Source organism: Colwellia sp. Bg11-12 (assembly GCF_014076955.1).
Classification (GTDB): Bacteria; Pseudomonadota; Gammaproteobacteria; order Enterobacterales; family Alteromonadaceae; genus Colwellia_A.
In genome coordinates, this window is the sequence record NZ_JACGUZ010000053.1 from 35,045 (window position 1) to 58,763 (window position 23,719).

General features: G+C 38.0%; 22 protein-coding genes. 8 read left to right on the plus strand and 14 right to left on the minus strand.

Translation table 11 applies throughout. From position 1 onward, the window contains the following. Nucleotides 1-27 precede the first annotated feature (27 nt). Nucleotides 28-1,389, plus strand: a complete 1,362-nt coding sequence (locus H4J39_RS03820; RefSeq protein WP_182226070.1) for a Na+/H+ antiporter NhaC family protein — start codon at nt 28-30, stop codon at nt 1,387-1,389. Further along, nucleotides 1,390-2,097, plus strand: a complete 708-nt coding sequence (locus H4J39_RS03825; protein WP_310649712.1) for a TIGR01621 family pseudouridine synthase — start codon at nt 1,390-1,392, stop codon at nt 2,095-2,097. It begins immediately after the preceding gene. 306 nt (nt 2,098-2,403) lie between these two features. Here H4J39_RS03825 and H4J39_RS03830 read toward each other — a convergent pair whose 3' ends face one another. Next, nucleotides 2,404-3,759 (minus strand): sodium-dependent transporter, encoded by a 1,356-nt coding sequence (locus H4J39_RS03830; protein ID WP_182226071.1) that lies wholly within the window; start codon nt 3,757-3,759, stop codon nt 2,404-2,406. A 242-nt stretch (nt 3,760-4,001) separates the two neighbouring features. Then, nucleotides 4,002-4,484 carry a YajQ family cyclic di-GMP-binding protein gene (locus H4J39_RS03835; protein ID WP_182224577.1) on the minus strand — a complete coding sequence of 161 codons (483 nt, stop codon included), beginning with the start codon at nt 4,482-4,484 and terminating at the stop codon, nt 4,002-4,004. A gap of 143 nt (nt 4,485-4,627) precedes the next feature. Between H4J39_RS03835 and H4J39_RS03840 the strand changes: the two genes are divergently transcribed. Together H4J39_RS03840 and H4J39_RS03845 are read left to right on the plus strand one after the other, a co-directional pair. Then, nucleotides 4,628-4,990, plus strand: coding sequence for a VanZ family protein (locus tag H4J39_RS03840; protein ID WP_182226072.1), 363 nt, complete (start codon nt 4,628-4,630; stop codon nt 4,988-4,990). A gap of 1 nt (nt 4,991) precedes the next feature. After that, entirely contained in the window at nt 4,992-5,921 is a 930-nt protein-coding gene (locus tag H4J39_RS03845) for a ketopantoate reductase family protein (protein ID WP_182226073.1), read from the plus strand. Nucleotides 5,922-5,930: 9 nt separating this feature from the next. Here H4J39_RS03845 and thiI read toward each other — a convergent pair whose 3' ends face one another. The 3 genes from thiI to pomA all read right to left on the minus strand — a co-directional run bounded on the left by thiI (nt 5,931) and on the right by pomA (nt 9,284). Beyond that, nucleotides 5,931-7,385 carry a tRNA uracil 4-sulfurtransferase ThiI gene (gene thiI, locus H4J39_RS03850; protein WP_182226074.1) on the minus strand — a complete coding sequence of 485 codons (1,455 nt, stop codon included), beginning with the start codon at nt 7,383-7,385 and terminating at the stop codon, nt 5,931-5,933. 177 nt (nt 7,386-7,562) lie between these two features. Further along, the gene (locus H4J39_RS03855) at nt 7,563-8,504 is read right to left on the minus strand and encodes a flagellar motor protein MotB (protein ID WP_182226075.1); all 942 of its coding nucleotides are present in this window, start codon (nt 8,502-8,504) and stop codon (nt 7,563-7,565) included. Nucleotides 8,505-8,516: 12 nt separating this feature from the next. Continuing rightward, on the minus strand, nt 8,517-9,284 hold the full coding sequence (gene pomA, locus H4J39_RS03860; protein WP_182226076.1) for a flagellar motor protein PomA: 768 nt from the start codon (nt 9,282-9,284) through the stop codon (nt 8,517-8,519). 443 nt (nt 9,285-9,727) lie between these two features. On the opposite strand from pomA, the gene H4J39_RS03865 reads away from it, so the two are divergent. The 4 genes from H4J39_RS03865 (at nt 9,728) to H4J39_RS03880 (ending at nt 15,140) form a co-directional block, all read left to right on the plus strand. After that, on the plus strand, nt 9,728-9,991 hold the full coding sequence (locus tag H4J39_RS03865) for an exodeoxyribonuclease VII small subunit (RefSeq protein WP_182226077.1): 264 nt from the start codon (nt 9,728-9,730) through the stop codon (nt 9,989-9,991). Continuing rightward, entirely contained in the window at nt 9,991-10,881 is an 891-nt protein-coding gene (gene ispA, locus H4J39_RS03870; protein ID WP_182226078.1) for a (2E,6E)-farnesyl diphosphate synthase, read from the plus strand. Before H4J39_RS03865 ends, ispA begins: the two co-directional genes overlap by 1 nt. Before the next feature lie 38 nt (nt 10,882-10,919). Next, on the plus strand, nt 10,920-12,803 hold the full coding sequence (gene dxs, locus H4J39_RS03875) for a 1-deoxy-D-xylulose-5-phosphate synthase (RefSeq protein WP_182226079.1): 1,884 nt from the start codon (nt 10,920-10,922) through the stop codon (nt 12,801-12,803). A gap of 345 nt (nt 12,804-13,148) precedes the next feature. Then, nucleotides 13,149-15,140, plus strand: coding sequence for a TonB-dependent siderophore receptor (locus H4J39_RS03880; RefSeq protein ID WP_182226080.1), 1,992 nt, complete (start codon nt 13,149-13,151; stop codon nt 15,138-15,140). 67 nt (nt 15,141-15,207) lie between these two features. Here the strand turns inward: H4J39_RS03880 and ribBA are convergent, their stop codons facing one another. From ribBA to H4J39_RS03925, 9 genes are all read right to left on the minus strand, one after another. Continuing rightward, nucleotides 15,208-16,317, minus strand: a complete 1,110-nt coding sequence (gene ribBA / locus H4J39_RS03885; protein WP_182226081.1) for a bifunctional 3,4-dihydroxy-2-butanone-4-phosphate synthase/GTP cyclohydrolase II — start codon at nt 16,315-16,317, stop codon at nt 15,208-15,210. Nucleotides 16,318-16,414: 97 nt separating this feature from the next. Further along, complete coding sequence (locus H4J39_RS03890) at nt 16,415-17,080, minus strand: riboflavin synthase (protein WP_182226082.1); 666 nt, start codon at nt 17,078-17,080, stop codon at nt 16,415-16,417. 55 nt (nt 17,081-17,135) lie between these two features. Further along, nucleotides 17,136-18,272: a bifunctional diaminohydroxyphosphoribosylaminopyrimidine deaminase/5-amino-6-(5-phosphoribosylamino)uracil reductase RibD gene (gene ribD, locus H4J39_RS03895; protein ID WP_220462118.1), complete on the minus strand. Its 1,137-nt coding sequence runs from the start codon at nt 18,270-18,272 to the stop codon at nt 17,136-17,138. Nucleotide 18,273: 1 nt separating this feature from the next. Then, nucleotides 18,274-18,729 (minus strand): transcriptional regulator NrdR, encoded by a 456-nt coding sequence (gene nrdR / locus H4J39_RS03900; RefSeq protein ID WP_182226083.1) that lies wholly within the window; start codon nt 18,727-18,729, stop codon nt 18,274-18,276. A 200-nt stretch (nt 18,730-18,929) separates the two neighbouring features. Next, a complete protein-coding gene (gene glyA, locus H4J39_RS03905) occupies nt 18,930-20,186 on the minus strand; it encodes a serine hydroxymethyltransferase (protein WP_182181744.1) in 1,257 nt (418 codons plus the stop codon). 306 nt (nt 20,187-20,492) lie between these two features. Then, nucleotides 20,493-21,182 (minus strand): hypothetical protein, encoded by a 690-nt coding sequence (locus tag H4J39_RS03910; RefSeq protein ID WP_182226084.1) that lies wholly within the window; start codon nt 21,180-21,182, stop codon nt 20,493-20,495. After that, nucleotides 21,179-21,781 (minus strand): RNA polymerase sigma factor, encoded by a 603-nt coding sequence (locus tag H4J39_RS03915; protein ID WP_182226085.1) that lies wholly within the window; start codon nt 21,779-21,781, stop codon nt 21,179-21,181. The genes H4J39_RS03910 and H4J39_RS03915 overlap by 4 nt, the downstream gene beginning before the upstream one ends. A 31-nt stretch (nt 21,782-21,812) precedes the next feature. Beyond that, a complete protein-coding gene (locus H4J39_RS03920; protein WP_182226086.1) occupies nt 21,813-22,976 on the minus strand; it encodes an ABC transporter permease in 1,164 nt (387 codons plus the stop codon). Beyond that, entirely contained in the window at nt 22,973-23,719 is a 747-nt protein-coding gene (locus H4J39_RS03925) for an ATP-binding cassette domain-containing protein (RefSeq protein ID WP_182226087.1), read from the minus strand. The genes H4J39_RS03920 and H4J39_RS03925 overlap by 4 nt, the downstream gene beginning before the upstream one ends.

A 23,719-nucleotide genomic window follows, 5' to 3' on the forward strand; every position in this document is an offset into this window, starting at 1 on the left:
AATAATAATAAGAAAATAGTTAAAATCATGCAAGATAGTCCTTTATCATTACTTCCCCCTCTTATCGCCATTGTTATTGCCGTTTGGCGAAAAAATGCTTTATTAGCGTTATTTTGTGGTGTGATTTTAGCCACTATAATGTCGACAAACTGGCAAATAATACATGGCTTAACCGATGGTTTTCTGGCGATTGGCGGTGTATTCACCTCAACGAGTAATCTCTATATTGTTAGCTTCAGTTTACTCATTGGTGCTTTAGTTACCTTAATGAATAAGTCTGGTGCAGTAAATGGCTTTATCGAAAAATTGTCATCCTTAAATTTAGTCAAAAACGCGCGTCAAGCAAGTATGTTACCGACCATAATTGGTACTAGTATTTTTACAGACACTAATTTAAGTATGTTTACTGCCGGTATGGCCAGTCAAAAATTATTTGATAAATATAAAATGAGTCGCGCGAAATTGGCGTACCTTATTGACTCAACTTGTGCACCTGTCAGTATTTTATTATTAGTGAATGGTTGGGGCGCTTATGTATTAGGCTTACTTGATGACTATCAACTTGCTGACTCAGTTGGAGTTTTAATTGGCACTGTTAGTTACAATTTTTATGCGATAATCGCTATTTTATTGGCTTTTTACACCGCTTATAGCGGTAAGCTATATGGGCCAATGAAAAGAGCTGAGTCAATGGCGGTAGCGCAACAACAAGATGCGACCAAGCAAATAGCTCCTGCTTATGTAATGTGGCTCCCTCTATTATCATTATTAACGATGACCTTAGTCTTATTATGGATAACAGGTGATGGTGATATTCGTCGCGGCTCAGGCTCGTTTTCTGTCTTTTGGTCAATCACTAGCGCTTTCATTTTATTAGTCGTATTAATTGGCCTACATAAATTACTTAACTTTAAAGAAATCACCATAAGCTCTATAGAGGGCATTAAACACATGTTCCCTGCTGTTGCCATTCTAGTGTTGTCATTTGCCTTTGGTGCTGCAATAAAAGGTTTGGGTACAGGAATTTATGTCAGTGAATTGTTTAATGTTGAATTACCGTTATATTTAATGGCTCCCGTTATTTTTATTGCCGCGGCTTTAATGGCTTTTGCAACAGGAACCTCTTGGGGGACTTTCGCAATATTGGTGCCTATTGCTGTACCTATTGCTCAGCAAAGTGGTTTACCCATAGAATTTTTAGTCGCTGCCGTGTTAGGTGGTGGTGTCTTTGGCGACCACGCTTCTCCTATTTCTGATACAACCGTGGTCGCATCAATCGCCAGCGGGTGTGATCATTTTGAACATGTAAAAACACAATTACCCTATGCATTATTTGGTGGTGTGATAACCATTATTCTTTATATCTTCGTAGGTTTAGGACTTTCATAAGTGCAATTGATAAATATAATTTTTCAACACGATGATTTTATCATCGCAGAAAAACCGGCAAACGTTAACTTTCATGATGAAGGTGAGCTAGATAATGGTTTTTTCAATCAGGTAAAAAAACAGGAAAAGGAACAAGGTAATGTTGACGATTTATACCCAGTTCACCGCCTTGATAAAATGACGTCTGGCCTGATGATATTTGCAAAGAACTTACCTACGGCTCAACAGTTTCAACAACTTTTTGAACAACATGACATTGAAAAATACTACCTTGCAATAAGTGATAAAAAACCAAAGAAAAAACAAGGATTAATTAAAGGTGATATGGAAAAAAGTCGCCGTGGTATGTGGAAATTACTGCGTAGCCAAATAAACCCAGCTATTACACAGTTTTTGTCGTATTCACTCAGTGATGGACAACGTTTATATTTATTGAAACCCTACAGTGGTAAGACTCATCAATTACGCGTGGCGTTATCGAGTATTGGCTCACCCATACTTGGCGATCCGCTTTACGCAACCCAAACCTCTTATCAAGAACAGCGTGGCTACTTACATGCATATGCGCTGAAGTTTACTTTAAATAAGCAAACCTATCAGTATGTACTGCCCCCTTCTTTTGGTGAAAAATACTTAGCACCACCTTGCCAACAACAATTAGAAGCTATCAACGCACCATGGACACTTGCTTGGCCAAATATAAGTTAGCAGCTTTAGATACTGAACGGGCATGGCGAGCAGAGCACCGTTCATCCTGAACATATACGCTCTTTGCCTTCTCGGTAACTGCTCCTGCGTTACTCTACTTCCTGCATCCATGCAGTCACAGCACCGCGTTATACCGTTGACGTGCAGGGATGCACTAATGCCTGGAAAGACAGGATGTCTGAGAAAGGCCATCCTGAACATATACGCTCTTTGCCTTCCATGGCACCGCGTTATACCGTTCATCCTGAACATAAAAAAGCGAGCTAAGCTCGCTTTTTATTAATCTAACTTTTAAATTTTGCGTGTTTAAAAAAGATTCAGAGAATGAATAAAGACGACACCAATAGCCGTTGGACAAACAAACTTAGTATACCAAGGCCAGATTTTCCAAAAAACACTATGCTCGGCATCATTATTGCCTTCCTTTAGTTCCATCAAAACATCATTTCTGTGCCAGATCCACCCAACGAATACACAACATAACATCGCTATAATTGGCTGACCGTATTGTGTTGCCGTAATAGCAACAAAATCGAGCATTGTTTCAATATTTAAAACAATACCAACGCTCAAAACAAAAATACCGAGACCAATTAAGGTTGTTGCTTTTTCTCTGGGGGTATCATGGCGTTCAACGACATAAGATACAGGACCTTCAAGCATCGAAATAGAAGACGTTAAAGCGGCAATAGACATCAGTAAGAAAAAAGCAAACGCAACAAAAGCGCCCATATTACCCATACTTTCAAACAAACTTGGCAATACTGTAAACACTAAGTTTGAACCATTAATTAAACTACCGTCTTCAGCAAAAATAGCTACACCTTGAGCTTGAGCAACATACATAGCAGGAATAATTAATAAACCCGCTAAGAATGCGATAGAAACATCAATTAAAGTGACTTGCGCGCCAAGCGTGACTAAATTTTCTTTCTTTGAGATATATGAACCGTAGATAATCATAACACTGGTACCTAGCGATAAAGAAAAGAAGGCTTGTCCGAGTGCACTGATCAATAAATCAGCTTCAAATACACGTGAAAAATCAGGGTTCAAATAAGCATTTAAACCTTCTGCCGCACCATCTAAGGTAACAACATAAATAATTAATAAAATTAATAGACCAATAAGCATCGGCATTAACCGTTTAGACCATTTTTCAATACCATTTTCAACACCATGGCGAATAATAAAAACAGTTAAAATCATGAATAAAGCCGTAAAACCTAAATTACGCCATAATGATTGTGAAATAACCCATTGAGCCGCATCACTAAGCCCAATAAAACTCAAAACAGGCTCTGCAGCATAAGCCATCATCCAACCGGCTAAAATCCCATAAAAGCTGAGAATAAGTGCTGCACAGACAATGCCACCAAAACCAACAAAAAAGGCGAATTTTTTCTGCCAAAAACTACGTGACATTTTTTCTAACGAGCTAACAGCATTCGCTTGCCCATATCTACCTATCAACAATTCAGCCATAAAAGCCGGGTAAGCTAAACAGAAGGCTAGAACTAAATAAACCAAAACAAAAGCAGCACCACCATTACTGGCCGTTTGCGTTGGAAAACCCCAAATATTTCCTAAACCAACAGCCGAGCCTGCCGCTGCCATGATAAAACCAATGCGAGAACTAAACCCACCTCTTGAAACACTCATTAAACATAATCTTTATTATTATTAGAATGCGGTTAATTTACTTAATGTACCAACAAATAAACAGTCTTAATTGCGTAAAAGTAAGCAATTTGTCAGTAAAATCATCTAACCCTTGTAAAGATAAGGTTACTCATTAAGTAAAGTTCAAAATTAACGTATAAAAAAACAGCACCAATAGCGCTGTTTATTATAGTAGATTGAATCACCCTATAGATTAAGTTGGCTCAAAATAAGGGACTTAATTAGTCGCGGAAGTTATTAAACTGAAACGATTGCTCTAAATCACTTTCCCGAATGAGTTGCATCACTGCTTGTAAATCATCACGCTTTTTACCTGTTATACGTACTTGCTCACCTTGAATGGCCGCTTGCACTTTTAACTTACTGTCTTTAATGAGCTTAATCACTTTTTTCGCGATAGGTTGTTCAATACCTTCTTTAAATGAAAGTTTCTGAGTAAAGGTTCTACCTGAGTGTTCGGTATTAGAAAGGGTCAAAGCTTTAGCGTCGATATTACGTTTTGCCAATTGTCCGCGCACCATGTCTACTAATTGTCTTATTTGAAAGTCGGCTTCCGCTTTCAATACGACATTGGGCTTTTTCCATTCAATACTCGCTTCAACACCGCGAAAATCGAAACGCGTTTCTAATTCTCTAATACAATTTTCAGTTGCATTTCTTACTTCTTCCAAATTAATTTCGGAAACGACATCCATTGATGGCATGATATTGGCCTTTCGCTAATTCAATAATATAAGTACTGGTAATCTTAACAAAGCACTTGTAGTGGGTAAAGGTCATCGCAACGGCTATTTTCACATGTTATGATGAATTATTACAAACTTATGCATCCATAAAAATACGTTCAATGAAAAGTTACCTTCAACTATTAATTATCTTAATTTCTTTATTGGTTCTAGCACTGATTTTTTTAATTCCTGGTGATTTAAAAACGAGTGTCATTAATAAAATACAGATAGATACTATTGGCCATATTATCGGTTTTTTTGGACTAACTTTCCTTTTAGTTGGTTTACTTAAGCTCCCGCTAACCAATACCGTAATTTGTTTGTTTTTTTATAGTGGGCTCACAGAATTAAGCCAATATTATTTAGGCTTTCGCAGTGGTGAATTTTTTGATTTTATTGCTGACATAATCGGTGTGTCAGTCTTTGCTATTTTCTATTGGGTATTTACCGTTTATGGTAAGCCTCCACGACTAAAAAATTAAGATGAAGACCGTTATTGTTGGTCAAGGCGCTATAGGCTTACTTTGTTATCATCGGTTTTCTCAGTTTACAGAAAATAAACAGGCCAATAAATTAGTTTCTCTGTTGCCGTCAACAGCGCCTTCATTCACTGATTATTATTTTAGTGAGATGAATGAAGAAGCTCATAAATTTCCCTTAAATATTGCTAATAACCAAGCTTTGACACATGCCCACATTATTATTCTTTGCGTAAAGTCTTACCAGGTCACTACTGCTTTAAAAGCCATCCATCATTTACTGAAAGACAACGCTATTATTATTTTGGCTCATAACGGTTTAGGTACGTTCGAAGAGATATCCCCTCTACTCAAACCATCACAGTGTTTACTGGCATTGTTGTTAACACAAGGCGCAAAAAAAGTGGCTGATTATCATGTTGAGCATACGGGAATAGGAAACAGCGACTTGGGTATTGTTTGGGGAGAACTCGACGCAAAAAATAAAAAAAAACTGTTAAATTATTTTCAACAAAGTCTTAAACAGATTTACTGGCAAGAAGACATTCAGCAGGCTCAATGGAAAAAATTAGCCATTAATTGCGTTATTAACCCTATTTCGGCACTAGAAAATATTAATAATGGCGAAATAAATATACAAGTGTATCAAGATAAAATTAAAAGCATTATCAGCGAGGTCGTTGCGATAGCCAATAAAGAAGGCGTGGTGTTAACTGAGCATCTATTGCTAAATTTAGTGAGGGACGTTGCTGAAGGTACAGCAAAAAACACATCATCAATGCGTGCTGATGTACTTAACAAGCGTCGTACCGAAATAGATTATATCAACGGTTACATTGACCGTTTAGCCAAAAAGCACCAACTAACCACAACGGTGAATTCACAATTATGGCTAGCGGTTAAAACGCTTGAAAAGCGGTATTTATCACAGTAAACGACCAAATTAAGGGCGATAAACTTTAACGTTCTTGTAGCCTTCACCAATTAAATAAAGTGCTTGTAGCTTGCTCATCACTCCTTGGTCACAATACAACAAATACTCTTTCTCTTGCTCGAGTTCACTAAATTTATTCGACAATTTATAAAAAGGAATATGAACCACTTTTACATTATCAAGGTCTAGTGGATTCTCGTCTTCTTCATCAGGGCTTCTGATATCAATAACAATTGCATCACTAGGAAGGTCTTCTACAGTATCTACCGCATGAATTTCTTCTTCACTTTCTTTACCAATATCACGTATATCGTACATACGCGTTTCTTCAATAACTTTATCTAAAACGTCAAAATCAAATTTTTCTTCTTCTGCTTGAATTTTAGATAATACAGCTTTAATAGTGGGACGCTTTGATATTACACCGCAATATTCCGGAATTGTTTTAGCAAAGTCTTCAGTACCAATTTTACGGGCGATATCAATAATATCTTGTTTATCATAAGCGACTAATGGACGGAGAATTAATGTATCTGTGACTTGGTCTATCACATTTAAATTAGTTAATGTTTGACTAGATACTTGTCCTAACGCTTCACCGGTAACTAATGATGCTATATTCGCTCGTTTCGCTATTCTCGCCGCAGCACGCATCATCATACGTTTTAAAATAACGCCCATTTGACCGTTTTCAACATTTTCTAAAATTTCAGCAACAACTGGCTCAAAATCAACTGAAAAGAATTTAACTTTATGTGATGCTCCGAATTTGTTCCACAGGTAGTAACTCACTTGTTTTACGCCAACTTCATGCGCAGCGCCACCCAAGTTAAAGAAACAGTAATGAGTACGAGCGCCCTTTTTGATCATTTGAAAACTTGAAACACCCGAATCAAAACCACCTGACATTAACGATAAAACATCTTCTTGGCTTGCTATTGGAAAACCACCTAGTCCTTGGTGACGTTCTGTGACAATAAATAAATATTCATCTTTTATTTCTAATCGAATAGTTACATCAGGTTTTTTCAATTTAACTGTTGACGATTCAACATGCTGATTTAAACCACCGCCAACATATTGTTCAACTTGTAAAGAACTGAAGTCGTGTGTGCCGATTCGTTTGGCTCTTACACAAAATGTTTTGTTTTCAATTGTCTTTTCGTGGGCTGCTAAGGTTTTTTCAAAAATGTTATGCACATCGGTATAGGTAGTTTGTTGAACTTCAAGAAAATGAGCGATGCCCGGCACGCATTTTAAGGTATCAATAAGTGCCAAACGATTTTTAGGACAGTTGTTTTTTGTATTAACTTCAATATTATCCCAGTTTGCCTGAGTAGTAATTTGTTCATCAACTCGACGTAAAACATTTTTAATACTAGATTCTAAAATTTTAGTAAATCGCTTACGAACAGGGCGACTTTTTACGGCAATTTCAGCTTGGAGTTTTACGATGAATTTCATGAACGAACGATCCTAAATATAAAGCGATAATAAAGGCCACAATGGACCTGTAAAAATAATGGCGCGAATTATACACGAAATAGGAATGAAGGTTAAGTTGAAAAGATAGACGTTAGGTAATAAACGAGATGTTTATTGCCTAACGTCTTGCCAACATTTGAAATTTATGACCTTTATTTATTCTTTAGAGATAGAAACGGGCTCAGTTTCTTTTGCTTTACCTTGATTAATTGAAATCTCAACACGACGATTGCGACGGCGATTAAGCGCGTTAGTATTAGGCACTAATGGCCTAGTGTCAGCATGACCCACCACCAGCAGACGTGACTGTTCAAACTCAGGTACTTTAATCAGTTCGTGTGCAATAGCTACCGCTCGTTTACTGGATAAATCCCAATTGGAAGAAAATAATTCAGAACTAATACCCCGATTATCGGTATGGGCAGAAACCATAATTTCACCCGGCACCGTATTAAGTAGTTCACCAATTTCTCTAATAATAGGACGAAATTGTGGTTGTAAAAAAGCAGAACCTGAGGGGAAGGAACCGTTTTCACGGATGCGAATGATCACTTGCTGACCTAACGATTCTAGCTCTATTGCACCATCTTGAATTTGTTGTTCTAGCTGCTCAGCAATTTTTTTAACTAACTCATTCACTTGTTCTTGTGAAGACTGTTCAAGTTCATCTTTTGCTTTTTGCATCGCTTGTGCTGACATTTCATCTGCCGTACTTTGCGATTGCCCACCACGTTCTGTGCCTCGCTGTTCTTGACGGCCACCAGCAGAGGTTTCATCACCTGCTTGGAACTCTAACATCTGTTGTGTCATTTCCATTGTTTGTTGTTGAATAACTTCAATTGGAGTGGGCTCTGGTTTACCCGGGCGGAACTCTTGCGCGATAATACTGGTACCTTTAGGAATATCTTTAACTTCAATTTTATTTTGAACACCAAAAGCGAACTTCATTGAACCCGCTATTTGTTTAAATTTCAAAACATCCATTTCAGAAAATGATAAAAGTAAAACGAAAAAGCACATCAATAGTGACATTAAGTCAGCAAAAGTACCCATCCAAGCCGGGAGTCCGGGAGGTGGACATTTACATTTTTCAGCCATAAATTACTCCCGTTATTCTTCTTCCGTTGTATTTACAGCACGCTTACCTTCAGCAAGATAGTTTTTAAGCAACCCTTCGATAACACGTGGATTTTGACCATCTTGAATACCTAAAATAGCATCAAGAATGAGTTCTTGATTCATTTTCTCTTCGGCTAATCTAAGTTTTAATTTCGCAGCAATTGGAATAGCAATAACGTTGGCAAGGAATGCGCCATAAAGCGTTGTTAATAGAGCAACCGCCATGGCAGGACCAATAGATTTTGGATCATCCATATTTGATAACATCGCCACCAAACCAATTAAAGTCCCTATCATTCCCATTGCGGGTGCAACATCCGCCAGCGCCATCATCATGCCAACACCAGTTTCATGTCGCTCTGAGGTTAATTGAATATCTTTTTGTAAGGTACCTCTAACGACATCAGCGTCGTGGCCATCGACCAACATGTCTACACCTTTTTGCATAAATCCATTGGTAATTTCGGCTTCTTCTAACGCTAGAAAACCACCTTTACGAGCTGCATCTGCCATTTCAACTGATTTTTCAATAAGGTCGTCAGGCTGTTCAATTTTGAACATAAAAGCTTTGCCAATAATTTTTCCAATACCAAAAAACTGACCAAGGTTATAGTTAGATAACACAACAAATATTGAACCACCGAAAACAATAATGACCGACTGAGTATCAATAAACATACCGATATCACCCGACAACATCATCGCCATAATGAGTAAGCCAATTGCGCCTACTACACCTAATATTGTTGCTATATCCACAAAAAGCCTCCAAAAAGAAATAATACGTATCGTCGTATTATTTGATAATACATTAAGGTATTACGATACGCGAATACTTATATTTTTATAGGTATTCAAGATATAAGTTTATTATCGCCCATATTGTCAATAACTTAAGTAATTAGTGATGATTTTTAATGTTTAAAGTTATGAGTTAAATATTTGGTAAGACCTTGTCTGAACGAAATTAAATAGAGGTACAAAATTCATTTAAGTAAAAGCGGCGAGGTTATCTTCCCATTATAGTCAGACCTCATGGGGCTTAATCAACATAAATATAAGCCTTGTAATACATATAATCGGCTTACTAATATAAAGCCAATGATAACAATTAGGGGGTAAAAGCACAGGAAGTTGATTGATTAATTTATGCGTTTGGTATAGATTTGCGCCTATATATTCAATCACTGAACTGCTTGCTAATGGCTAAGAAAAAAATAGAAAATTTAAGCTTTGAAGAATCGCTTTCAGAACTCGAAACTATTGTTCAGAATTTAGAACAAGGGGCGTTGAGCTTAGAAGATTCAATGACGCTTTTTGAGCGTGGTTTAAATCTCAGTCAAGCCAGTCAAGACAAGTTAAAAAGTGCTGAACAAAAAATTCAGATATTGCTTACTAAAAATGGTAAAGCTCAACTTGAAGTTTTTGATAATGAAGGTGATTCAGACAAGACGAGTAACAATTAGTGACCCAATTAAATCAGCTCGATTTTTATCAAAATCGCATTAATAGATATCTTGCTGATAAATTAGCAAAATATGAAATCAATGATAAAAATTTGCTCTTAGCAATGCAATATGGATTATTAATTGGTGGCAAGCGTATGCGACCTTATTTAAGTTATATTACTGGCGAAGCACTTGGACTTAAATTGTCTGATGTTGACGGCATAGCCGCCGCATTAGAATGTATTCATGCTTTTTCATTAATACACGATGACTTACCTTCAATGGACGACGACGATTTACGCCGCGGTCAACCGACCTGCCATAAGGCTTTTAACGAAGCTACAGCAATTTTAGCCGGTGATAGTTTACAAACACTTGCCTTCGACATTTTAGTTAACCATGAATTTAGCGCTCAACTTGAACCCAAACGCCTCACATTAATTCGTCAATTAGTGAACGCTTCAGGCTATCAAGGCATGTGCGGTGGACAAGCGCTTGATATTTCGGCAACCGATAAAATAATAACCTTAGCCGAATTAGAAAAGTTGCATTCACTAAAAACAGGGGCATTATTAAAAGCGTCAGTGACTATGGTCACCGAAATAAGCCAAGATATTTCATCCAATGAAAAGGACCAACTAGCTATTTACGCTGAACATGTTGGTTTAGCCTATCAAGTTCGAGATGATATAATTGACATTATTTCCAGTGAAGAAGAACTCGGAAAACCAGCAGGTTCAGACGTTTCCGCCAATAAAAGCACCTACCCTGCACTGCTAGGTTTAGCGGGCGCTCAACAAAAAGCTGACAACTTATATCAACAAGCACTTCAAGCTTTAGCCACTTTACCCTACAATACAGATAACTTAGCTGAATTTGCGACGTTTATAATAAAACGCGTACATTAATCTTGTAACAAGCAATCTAAAGAACAAACAAAATAAATATGATTATAAATCTTGCCGACTACCCTTTATTGGCCAATATAAACTCTCCTGACGATCTGCGTATGTTAGATAAAACCCAGTTAACTCAGGCCAGTACAGAACTACGTAGTTACTTATTAAGTTCGGTAAGTAAAAGTAGTGGACACTTTGCTTCAGGCTTAGGCACTATCGAATTAACGGTCGCATTACATTATGTTTATAAAACCCCTTTTGATCACCTGATATGGGATGTTGGCCATCAAGCTTATCCACATAAAATTTTAACCGGTCGACGCGACCAACTGCATACTATTCGCCAAAAAGATGGTTTACACCCTTTTCCATGGCGTGAAGAAAGTGAATATGATGTCTTAAGTGTCGGACATTCAAGTACTTCAATTTCTGCGGCACTTGGTATGGCAGTTGCTGCAGAGAAAGAAGGTAAGCAACGTAAAGTGGTTGCTGTTATTGGTGACGGCGCGATGACGGCAGGCATGGCTTTTGAAGCATTGAATCATGCGGGCGACATTAAAAGCGACATGTTAGTTATTTTAAATGACAATGAAATGTCGATTTCAGAAAATGTTGGCGCATTAAATAATCATTTTGCGAAATTATTATCTGGTAGTATATATACCGGTATTCGTGAAGGTAGTAAGCGCATACTTAAAAGCATTCCTCCGATCAAAGAATTAGCCAGTCGTGCTGAAGAACATTTAAAAGGTATGGTCGTACCGAGTACATTTTTTGAAGAGTTGGGCTTTAACTATATTGGCCCTATCGATGGTCATGATGTTAATGGTTTAGTTGATACCATCTCCAATATGCGTAATTTAAAAGGGCCTCAAATTCTACACATTGCCACTAAAAAGGGTAAAGGCTATTACGCCGCAGAGCAAGACCCGATAAAGTACCATGCTGTACCTAAATTTGACCCCACACAAACAAGCTTACCCAAGAGTAAACCAAGCTTACCGACTTATTCAAAAATATTTGGTGATTGGCTTTGTAAAACCGCTGAAAAGGATGATTCACTTATCGCTATTACGCCAGCAATGGGTGAAGGCTCTGGCATGGTGGAATTTAGCCAACGTTTCCCCAAGCAATACTTTGATGTTGCAATTGCCGAACAGCACGCGGTGACTTTTGCTGCTGGTCTGGCTATTGGTGGTAAAAAGCCGGTAGTCGCTATATATTCAAGTTTTTTACAGCGTGGTTACGATCAATTAATTCATGATGTAGCGATTCAAAATTTACCGGTATTATTCGCGATTGACCGTGCGGGTATTGTCGGCGCAGACGGACCAACCCATCAGGGTTCATTTGATTTAAGCTTTATGCGTTGTGTGCCAAACATGGTTATTATGGCGCCATCAGATGAACGTGAATGTCAGATGATGCTCACGACGGGTTTCAAGCATGATGGTCCGGTGGCAGTTCGTTATCCAAGAGGCTCAGGTAACGGTGCAACATTACCTAGCATAGACGAAACCATTGAAATGGGTAAGGCAAGAAAAATCTTACAGGCCGTAACTGATGATACTGAGTCAGCAATTGCGCTTTTAAATTTTGGTAGCACGTTAGATGAAGCCAAAATAGCGGCTCAACAATTAAATGCAACACTTGTTGATATGCGTTTTATTAAACCACTCGATTTAGCACTTATCGACGATGTCGTAAAAAGCCATACCATTATTGTCACGGTTGAAGATAACGCCATCGCTGGTGGTGCAGGTTCAGGTGTTAATGAATATATACTGAGCCAAGGTATTGCAATTAAAATATTAAATATTGGCTTGCCTGATAGCTTTATTAAACATGGTACCCAGCAAGAAATTCATCAAGAACTTGGACTAGACAGCCAAGGTATTATTGATAAAGTTAACGCCTTTCGTAAACTTTAAATATCTAACACCTTCAATAGTGACTAGTAACGCCGTTATTAGTCACTGAATTTCAGTAACCACTCTACTTTCTTCCTCTATAATTATATGTACAAGCAACCATTTGAAGTGATACTTACCCTACGAATATATTCGCTTATAGACTATAAACACTCGCCAATAATTTGAAAAGTTTCTGCATAACGAATTATTTTTAGTTTTATATTTCACCCGTTCAACACTAGAGAATATGTAGTTAAATTTAGTGTTTAAAGCCCCCTTTATTTCCAACAGCGCTCTTTTGTCTTGCATTCGTCAGTATAACCAACTAATTTAATGACAAAGCTACTGATTTATTAATTTTATATGAAAATTGCCGTTTGGGTTATTAGCTGTCTTTTCATTGTTATTAACAATAGTTGCTTAGCTGCTAAAACTGAAAAAGACATATTTGACCTTAGTATAAAAGAGCTAATGCAAGTACGTATTAGTTTAGCCACTAAAACTGAAGAAACTGTATTAACAGTGCCTTCAACCATCACTGTTTTCGAACGTTCAGACATTCAATCATTGGGAGTAAAAAATGCCTATGATGTGATGAATTTTGTACCTGGCTTTCAGATGACTCGAGGTGACTGGGTTGGTGCTGTCCCCAAAGAGCATGCCCGTGGCGTTTATCTAGACAACGGTTATATTCTCGTGATGATCAATGGCGAACGGCTAAATGAAGTCTCTTTTGGTAAAGCCTCTGTCTATACACCACACATTCCTATCGATATTATTGAACGTATAGAGGTTATTCGCGGACCCGGTTCAGCACTTTATGGCAGTAATGCTTTTTTGGGTGTGTTAAATATTATTACCCGCACATCTGATAAACAACTTACTGTCAGTTTAGGTGAAAAAGGGTATCAGCAGCTTTCTACAAGCTGGCAACATCAAGTCTCTGAAAACTTGCGATTGCATAGCAATGTTTCATTTGAAAAATCGACGGGGCATCGGTACATTTCACCTTTAAACCGCCAAGTAAATGACCCTTATAAAAATGCCTATTTAGAAATCGGTATGCACTATAAGAATAATCAAATAAATTTACGCTACAGCGAAAATGAACTCAACGAATTTATGAATATTGGAGGCTACTCTGTTGATAATATCCACACCAGTGAAAGCTTTTCAATATCAGGTAAAAGTGAAATTTTTCAGAGTGAGACACACCAGTTAGATGTTAAAGTGTCTTACAGTTTATTTGAAATAAAGTCGGCCGGTATGGCTTTAGCTAAAGATACTGGTTTTATCCAGAATGATTTTTTAGTGGGCCCTTTTTGGCGCACAGAGTCAACCGATTTAAACCTTGATCACAGCTGGAAAATAAATAAGGAACTTAACCTTAATTCGGGTATTGAGTACAGAAAAGCCAATCAATTTCAGTCAGGAAATGCCGTAACTCATTATGATTATCAACAAGAGCTTATTATCATTAACGATGATAACTATCTAGAAAAAATTGTGCCTATTGCCATCATGCCTGAAACAAAAGCATTAAATCAATCACATGAAATGCAAGGTATTTACAGCCAACTTAAATGGCAAATAGCAGCTGACATTAATTTATTTCTAGGCGCAAGGTATGACAACGTAAAAGGGATCGATGATAAATTATCACCTCGTGCAGCACTGGTTTGGCAAGCCAGTTCAAACCATAGTTTAAAATTACAGTACGGGGAGTCATTTCGTACTCCCGTAAATAACGAGCTCTATTCAAATGACAGTGTTACGACTGGCAACCCTAACTTAACGTCTGAATTTGTAAAAACAACTGAATTAGTTTGGATATATCAAGCGAATAAATTTTCTAGTGAAATCGTCTTTTTTCATAATGACCTACGAGATTTTATCAATAAAGTGCCCTACAACGGTGAAGCACAATTTACCTTTGATAATGCCGTTGATATGAAAATTAGTGGCTTGGAAAACAGTGCAACGTTTGAACTCAGTGAACAACTACGGTTGTCACTCAATTACACTCACCTATTTGATGACCCAGTCAACGAGAGTTTTAAACGCTTCGGTAGTGCCAACCTCACTTACAACTTAGGACGATGGAAACTTAACGCTAACGCCATTTGGCGAGACAAAGTTGAGCTTCCCCAAATTAACGAGGTACGTTTTGTGCAAAAACAATACCTGCTGTTTTCAGGAAAAATCAGTTATGACATTGATGAAAAACAAAAAATTTCATTACTTGCGCAAAATTTATTTAACAAAGATTACGACGTATTCGATCCTAGAGTTTTCAATGGTGAAGTGCCCGGAAAAGGCAGAGAAGTGTCAGTGAGCTATTATTATCAGTTTTAATCTCACTGATAAGCATTAACGCTCATCTACAAAGTTACTTTATAGATGAGCGAAATTCATTAAAAAATTATTCCGCGATGTATTCAACAACCTCAAGACCAAAACCTGATAACGAATGATACTTAGTTTGAGAGCTTAATAGGCGCATTTTACTAACACCAAGGTTTGAAAGGATTTGTGACCCAACACCTACATTACGAGAGCCAACATGACGTTTAACTTCATTAACCACTTCGCCAGCATCAATTTTTGCATATTTTTCCACTTGAGAAATAAGTTCGGCCGTAGATTCATGCTTACCCAGTAAAACCAACACACCCCCCTCTTTAGCAATTTTCTCTAATGCATTCGCCATTGGCCATTGCGCAACACTTTCACGCTGACTAAATAATAAATCTCGGAAGGTGTTCTCTAAATGTACACGCACTAAGGTTGGCTCTTCAGCTTTAATCTCGCCTTTAGTTAAGGCAAAGTGTGCTTGGCCATCAATAGTGTCTTTAAATACAGTTAAATCGAATTCACCGAACGCTGTAGGCAGTTTACATTTTGAAATACGTTCAATAGTTGTTTCATTTGCATTTCTATATTCAATTAAGTCGGCAATGGTCCCCATTTTCAAATCATGCTTTTCAGCGATAATCTCTAAATCAGGGCGACGCGCCATGGTGCCATCTTCATTTAATATTTCAACAATAACAGCGGCAGGCTCTAAACCCGCTAAACGTGCTAAATCGGTACCTGCCTCGGTATGACCTGCACGATTTAATACGCCACCGTCTTTAGCAATTAAAGGAAAAATATGACCTGGCTGAACAATGTTTAAATGGTTAGCGTCTTTGGCAACTGCGGCTAAAACAGTGGTTGCACGATCGCCAGCAGAAATACCGGTAGTTACCCCATGGGCAGCTTCAATTGACACAGTAAAGTTAGTACTAAATTGAGCATCATTTTTTTCAACCATTAGTGGCAACTTTAACTGTTGGCACTTTTCAACGGTCATTGGCATACAAATTAAACCACGGCCATGAGTCGCCATAAAATTAATCGCTTCGGGTGTTACTTTCTCCGCGGCCATAATGAAGTCACCTTCATTTTCTCTGTCTTCGTCATCCATCAAAATGACCATTTTACCTTGAGCAATATCGTCAATAATTTCTTGTGGGGTATTTAAATTCATGATCATCTCTTTTATTTAACTTTTTGGTTAACTTAATTCTGAATAATTCTTGAAGAATACCACAGTGCGTCTTAGTATAAATACGCAGTGTGATAGATTATTTCATAAAACCGCTACGTGCTAATAAATCATGCGTCACGCCGCCACTATAATTATCACCGGTGCTAGCGTCTTTTTTTGTTAAGAGCCTTTCGATATAACGCGCAATTAAGTCAACTTCTAGGTTTACTTTAGTGCCAACTTTATAATGAGCAATGATAGTTTGCGCTGTAGTGTGCGGTACAATCGTTAAACGAAATTTATTATCGGTAACGCTATTCACTGTCAAGCTTGTACCATCGATGGTGATAGAGCCTTTTTCAGCAATGTAAGGTGCTAAATCACTTGGCATTTCAAGCCAATATTCAATACTATTGCCATTATGTTCAATCGAGCTAATAGCAACAACAGCATCAACATGGCCAGACACCATATGTCCGCCAAAACGTGTCGTAGGTAACATGGCTTTTTCTAAGTTAACTGATTGCCCTGTTTGATAATCGACAAAACCGGTACGGGTTAATGTTTCATTAGACACATCGACACTGTAAGTTGACGAGTCAAACGCGACGACCGTTAAGCAAATGCCATTAGTGGCTATTGAGTCACCCAGTTTAACATCGCTCATGTCTAATAATCCGGTTGAAATAACAAGTCTTGCGCCTTGCCCTGTAATATTTATAGCTTGAATGGTTCCAACGGCTTCAATGATTCCTGTGAACATAATTACTCTTTTCGTGATTTGTAGGTCGAGTTAATCTCAACATAATACTAAAATTTTAAGGTAAAAGTTTAGCAATAATACGGATATCTTTGCCGATCATACGTATATCACTTATATTTAGTTCTTTTGCTTGGCTCAAGTTTTCAATACTCTTCATATTTACCAAACTTTTACTGTCAGCGCCCATCAATTTTGGTGCTTGGTATAAAATCAATTCATCAACTAAATCTTGTTCAATAAATGCGCCAGCTAAACGAGCACCTGATTCAATGAGCACATCATTTAAGTTTAGTTGCGCTAAATATTTCAATAAAGCGTGCAAATCAATGTACTGTTCACCTGTTGATGTTGGTGCAAAAGGTAAAGGCACTTGCTTTACGAAGTGAGGCCATTGATGAATGTTTTCAATGGTGTTTCTAATTAATATTATGGGGCTATTTTCATTAAAAAACGCTAAATGAGGTGTTAAGCGATTTTTAGTATCGATAACAACCCGAATAGGCTGTCTAACTATTTCTTTTTTATAACTATTCTTTAATTCACCCAATTCAGACCAACGAACGGTCATTTTAGCATTATCGATTAATATGCTGTCAGCGCCACTAATAATGGCACAACTTTGTGCGCGTAAACGCTGAACGTCTTGTCGAGCTTGTGGAGAAGTTATCCATTTACTTTCTCCATTTTTCATGGCGGTTTTTCCATCTAGGCTTGCGGCTAATTTGCAACGAACATACGGTAAACCGCTCGTCATTTGTTTTATAAAACCGATATTTAATGCTTCAGCCGCAGCGGTTAGTAAACCATGTTGCGTAGAAATACCTGCTTGCTCTAGCATTTTCAAGCCATTACCCGCAACTTTAGGGTTTGGGTCAACCATTGCCGCTACAACGTGTTTGACACCCGCTTTGATTAGCCCTTCAGCACATGGTGGCGTTCGACCATAGTGGCTACAAGGCTCAAGGGTTACATAAGCGGTTGCGCCTTTTGCCTTTTCGCCTGCCATTGTTAGCGCATTAACTTCGGCATGACCTTCACCCGCTTTTTGATGATAACCTTCACCAACAACTTTCCCTTTATTAACTAAGACACAACCCACTCGCGGATTAGGAGAGGTGGTAAAGTGCCCTTCCTTGGCAAGCATGATGGCACGTTGCATAAAGTGATAATCGTCACTAGAAAATTGGTTCATATTACTTTTCATCACCTAAACGGGCAATTTCTTCACTGAAGTCACGAATATCTTCAAAAGACCGATAAACCGACGCAAAACGAACGTAAGCGACTTTATCTAAATCTTTTAATTGTTCCATGATGATATTGCCAAGTAGGCCACTCGATACTTCTCTTTCACCAGTAGCACGCAGCTTTGATTTCACTTTATTAATTGAGAGTTCGACTTGTTCGACACTAACGGGGCGCTTCTCTAGAGCTCTCACTAAGCCATTTCGCATTTTGTCTTCATTGAAAGGTTCACGTGACCCGCCATTTTTGATAATACGCGGCATGACTAATTCAGCGGTTTCAAAAGTAGTATAGCGCTCATGACAAGCGAGACATTCGCGGCGACGGCGAACTTGATGACCATCAGAGACCAAACGAGAATCAATAACTTTGGTGTCTACCGCTCGGCAAAAAGGACAATACATGGGAAGCTCCAATAAAATTATTTATACCTATTTCAATAAGTTTTTCAGTGTAAAAACTTATTGATTGGGTTTTATCAGCAAATAGCTCTGTTTATACGTTAGAAACAATAATGGCCGCTAATGCGGCCATTTTAATCTAATTAAGCTGTTGTTACATCAACTTATTTATCTTGAGTTTTTATGCTCAACATAAACTTAACTTATGCGTAAACAGGGAAGCGTGCACAAAGTTCTTTAACACTTGCTTGTACTTTACTGATCGTATCTTCATTGTTAATGTCGTCTAAGATATCACAAATCCAACCTGTCAATGCTTTGGTTTCAACGATACCAAAACCACGACGTGTAATCGCAGGAGTACCTAAACGCAAACCAGACGTTACAAACGGAGAACGAGGGTCGTTTGGTACTGAGTTTTTATTAACAGTAATATGTGCACGGCCTAATGCAGCATCGGCATCTTTACCCGTAATATCTTTATCGATTAAATCAAGTAATAACAAGTGATTTTCAGTACCGTTAGAAACAACTTTATAACCACGTTCTTGAAGAACAGCAACCATCGCTTTAGCGTTATCTAAAACATTTTGTTGGTATACTTTAAATTCAGGCTCTAATGCTTCTTTAAATGCTACAGCTTTAGCCGCAATAATGTGCATTAATGGGCCACCTTGGCCACCTGGGAAGACAGCAGAATTCAATTTTTTATAAATAGCTTCGTCGTCACAACCTGAAATAATTAAACCACCACGAGGGCCGGCTAATGTTTTATGCGTTGTTGTTGTAACAACATGAGCATGTGGAACTGGATTTGGATATAGACCTGCTGCAATTAAACCAGCAACGTGAGCCATATCTACGAAAAAGTAAGCGCCAACGCCATCAGCGATTTTACGCATACGCGCCCAATCAACAACACCAGAGAATGCAGAAAAACCACCAATGATCATTTCTGGCTTATGTTCTTGTGCTAAGCGTTCCATTTCTTCGTAATCGATATCGCCTGTTTCAGGGTGAAGACCATATTGAAAAGCTTCGTAAGACTTACCTGAAAAGCTCACATGTGAACCGTGTGTTAAATGACCACCATGCGCTAAGCTCATGCCCAATACTTTACCACCGGGTGTTACTAAGGCTTGAAATACAGCTGCATTAGCTTGAGAGCCAGCATGTGGTTGTACATTAGCGTAAGTTGCACCAAATAATTCTTTTGCACGGTCAATGGCTAACTGTTCAGCAATATCTACAAATTCACAGCCGCCGTAATAACGCTTGCCAGGGTAACCTTCAGCATACTTATTGGTTAATTGAGAACCTTGTGCTTCAAGCACACGAGGACTACAGTAATTTTCTGAAGCAATAAGTTCAATGTGCTCTTCTTGACGAACTTTCTCATTGCTCATCGCTTGATAAAGTTCAGGGTCAAAATCAGCAATATTCATATCACGTGTAAACATGGTTTTTCCTCAATAATTCAGCCAAGGCTGTTACAGACAATTGTCTAATGGATAGCAAAATTTATGCGACATATTTTGCCTCAAATCAGCTGAGTTGTACACGAGTAAAGGTACAATTCTTAGCTCATTTATTCATCTAATATGCCGTAAGTGTTTTTGTTATTATTGATAAAAACTTTTAAAGTCTCGATCAATACTTTTAGTATGGCAGAATATAACCAAGAAAAAACACAATAACAAGGAATTTTAAACAACACAAAACGTAAAAACAAAACATAATCTGACTTCACGTGAATTATCCATATTTTATTTTGAAAGCAATTCTTGTAGCTGCTTTAATTCGTTACGCCTTTTTATATGAAAATAATGAGTAATAGCCCATATTAAAAGAACAAATACATTCATTAACACCAAACCTAAAACAGGTGACTGACTTTCTTGCTCACTCATGGTAAAAATATACCAATTAACAAATGGTAAAAGAACAATGCATGATAATTTAATTAACTTAATATAGTTAATAGAAGACAAACAGCCAGAAATAGCGTGATCAATCGCTTTATCTGGACTACCACAATTAACTTTCCATGCAGCCAGTCGAATGTTAATCGCGTAGTAAACAAATACAACAGACAAAAAACTACCGATGCCAAAGTAAATTATAGTTGCTTGATCTTCCGACCCGGTAAGCCACATATATAAAGCGGCTAAAAGCATCACCACCGTGGCGATAATATCTATAGCTAATAAACACTTTGCCCAAACTGTTCTTTGCTTAGTTTGCTTGAGTAATTTAGCAATGTCAGTTTTAGCCGTCGGTTGGCTTTGCCAGTCTTGTGCCATTTCAGCCCACTGCTCATCGAACATAGCAGGCTCAGGTGGAACACTCTTAGCCTTCTCTGGTAAACTGGTCACATCAAGTACTATCTCTGCTTGAGTTTTTGTCTGCAAAGTCACTTTGCTTTTTTCATTCAAAGGGGATTCTTTATTATTCATAACGTTTCCAACAATTGTGCTAAAGCCTTTTTCGCACGTTGTAATCGCACGCCGACAAGGTTTGTGGTGATCACTAACACCTCAGAAATTTCCTGATAACTCATCCCTTCAAGAGCGAGGGTTATCACTTGCTGTTGATCGAGTTTAAGTTGTCTGATTGCTTGTGCTAAGCGCTGTTGCCTTTGCTGCTTATCTAAGCTTTGATAAGGTGTAGGTTGAACTCGGTCGTGTTCAGCCTCTGGACTTAATTCATCAATATCTTGTTCAGCCTTTACGGATTTAACCGCTTTTGCCACATGAGTCGCTAAAACATTATGAGCAATTCGTGCAACAAATGTTTTTACTGCTGAATCGTTTCTAAAATTAGGCAGTGCTCGCCAAATATTGAGGGCTATCTCTTGAAAAAGCTCATCTTGAATAGCCGGCTTTGCTTCAAAGCCGGTAATGATATGACGGAGTAGCTTTTCATACTCTGTCATCCACTGCGTGAATACTTTTTGATAATCTGAAGTTGGGTTCAAAGAATAACTCAATAAATTACTATGCGCCGTTTTAGAACGGTCTTGTTCTTGTTTTATTAATTCTATCGAGTTATTCATCTCAATACCAACTCAACTTAATATCTTGAAACTAACTTAATGACATTACCACTTTTTCTGACTTCAACTTTTGTGCTAACGCCAACACTAATGCCACAGTCATTGCGACTGTAATGGCTGTTGTGCTTGCAAGAACGGTCCAGTCAACAGGTAACCCCTTAAAGACATCTTCCATCAACATTGACTGCCCAGAAATTGGCAACCAATTTACCCACTCAGGTTTATCATCAATCATCATGATGGCAAACGGTACCATGGCAGGTAACATAATGAGCATCGAAACTGTTGATTGTGCCTCTTTGAAGCTTTTCGCTTGAAACGAGAAAAATAATTGTAATGCCGTAGCAAAAAAGCAGAGCGGGATAAGTAAGATTAATAAAGCAGCAATGCTAAAAGCGTTTAAACTAAACGTTGCCCCTATTTTAGTGAGATCAATAAAGCCAACTGAAACCGTTGTTAATACCAACATAATAACAATAGATAATACCGATATAGAACTTGCACAGGTCATTTTAGCAAGTACAATTTTAAGGGTACTAACGGGTTGGCATAAAAGCATCTCTAATACATTACGTTCACGTTCACCTGCACTTGAATCAATCGCAATAGAAAGCCCTGAAACAAAAGCGCCCATTAATAAGTACATACCTAAAAACATAGACACCATCACCGCATTACTGGTGGGTAGTGACGTATCTTGTTCTTGTAAAATAATGGGTTGTAACAATTTAACGTCAACCCCGCGAACTAATAAACGCTTATAGCCAATTGATTGCGAATAGCCTCGAACGATTTCTTTAACACGACGGATAGGTGCACTTGATGCTTTTTTCTCAAAGTCTGCGCGTAAGACAACGTCTATCGCTTTACCGGCTAACATTTTTTCAGCGAAATCTTCAGGAATATCAACTTCAATGCTTCGCTCTTGCCATGCATATTTATCGTCTTCAGGTACATTAGCAAATTGAAGAATATTATTTTCTTCAAACTTTTCAATCAATTTAGGGGCATATTCAGCGCCAGTAAATTGTACATAAATAGGAGGATTGCCGACGATCTCTGTGATCATAACTTTCGAAATAATCATGATCATTACTGGCGCGAATAACCCCATACTTAACGCAACCATCAGTGCGCGTTTATCACGAAACGCTTCTCTTAATTCTTTAATTAATAACGCTTTAAACTGGATCATGCGGCTACTCCTTCATCTGAACCAATTAATTTAACAAACGCATCTTCTAATAATTTTTCTCCAGCCAAGTCACAAAGTTCTTGCGGAGTGCCTTGAGCGGCTAATTTACCATTAGAAACAATAATCACGCGATCACATAACGCGGCAACTTCTTGCATGACGTGTGATGAAAATAAAATACAATGACCTTTTTCTTTAAATTTCGCTAAATGGTTACGTAAAACTCGTGTACTCATTACATCAAGACCACGCGTGGGCTCATCAAGGACAAAGTTTTTCGGTTGGTGCACTAAAGCCTGAGCTAAAGTGACTTTCATTCGCTGTCCTTGAGAAAATCCTACTGTTTTACGGTGGGCTAATTCTTCCATGTCTAAATCTTTAAAAATTTGTGCTATTGCCGCTCTTTTCTTTGCCCCTTGCATACCGTGAAGACTCGCAAAGTAGTCCACTTGTTCGTAAGCGGTTAAGCGCTCGTATAAACCAAATTTGTCAGGAAAAATACCCAGTTGCTGCCTAACCGCTAAGGGGTCTTCTAATACATTTAAACCATCAACCAATACCGAACCTTCATCCGCTTTAAGTAAACCATAAAGGGTACGTAAACAAGTTGTTTTACCTGCTCCGTTAGGACCTAATATTCCGGTGATCTCGCCATCTCTTGCCGTAAACGACAAACCATCAAGCGCTTTTACTGTATTCTTTTTATCAATAAAACTTTTATGTAAGTTTTTAACTTCAATCAT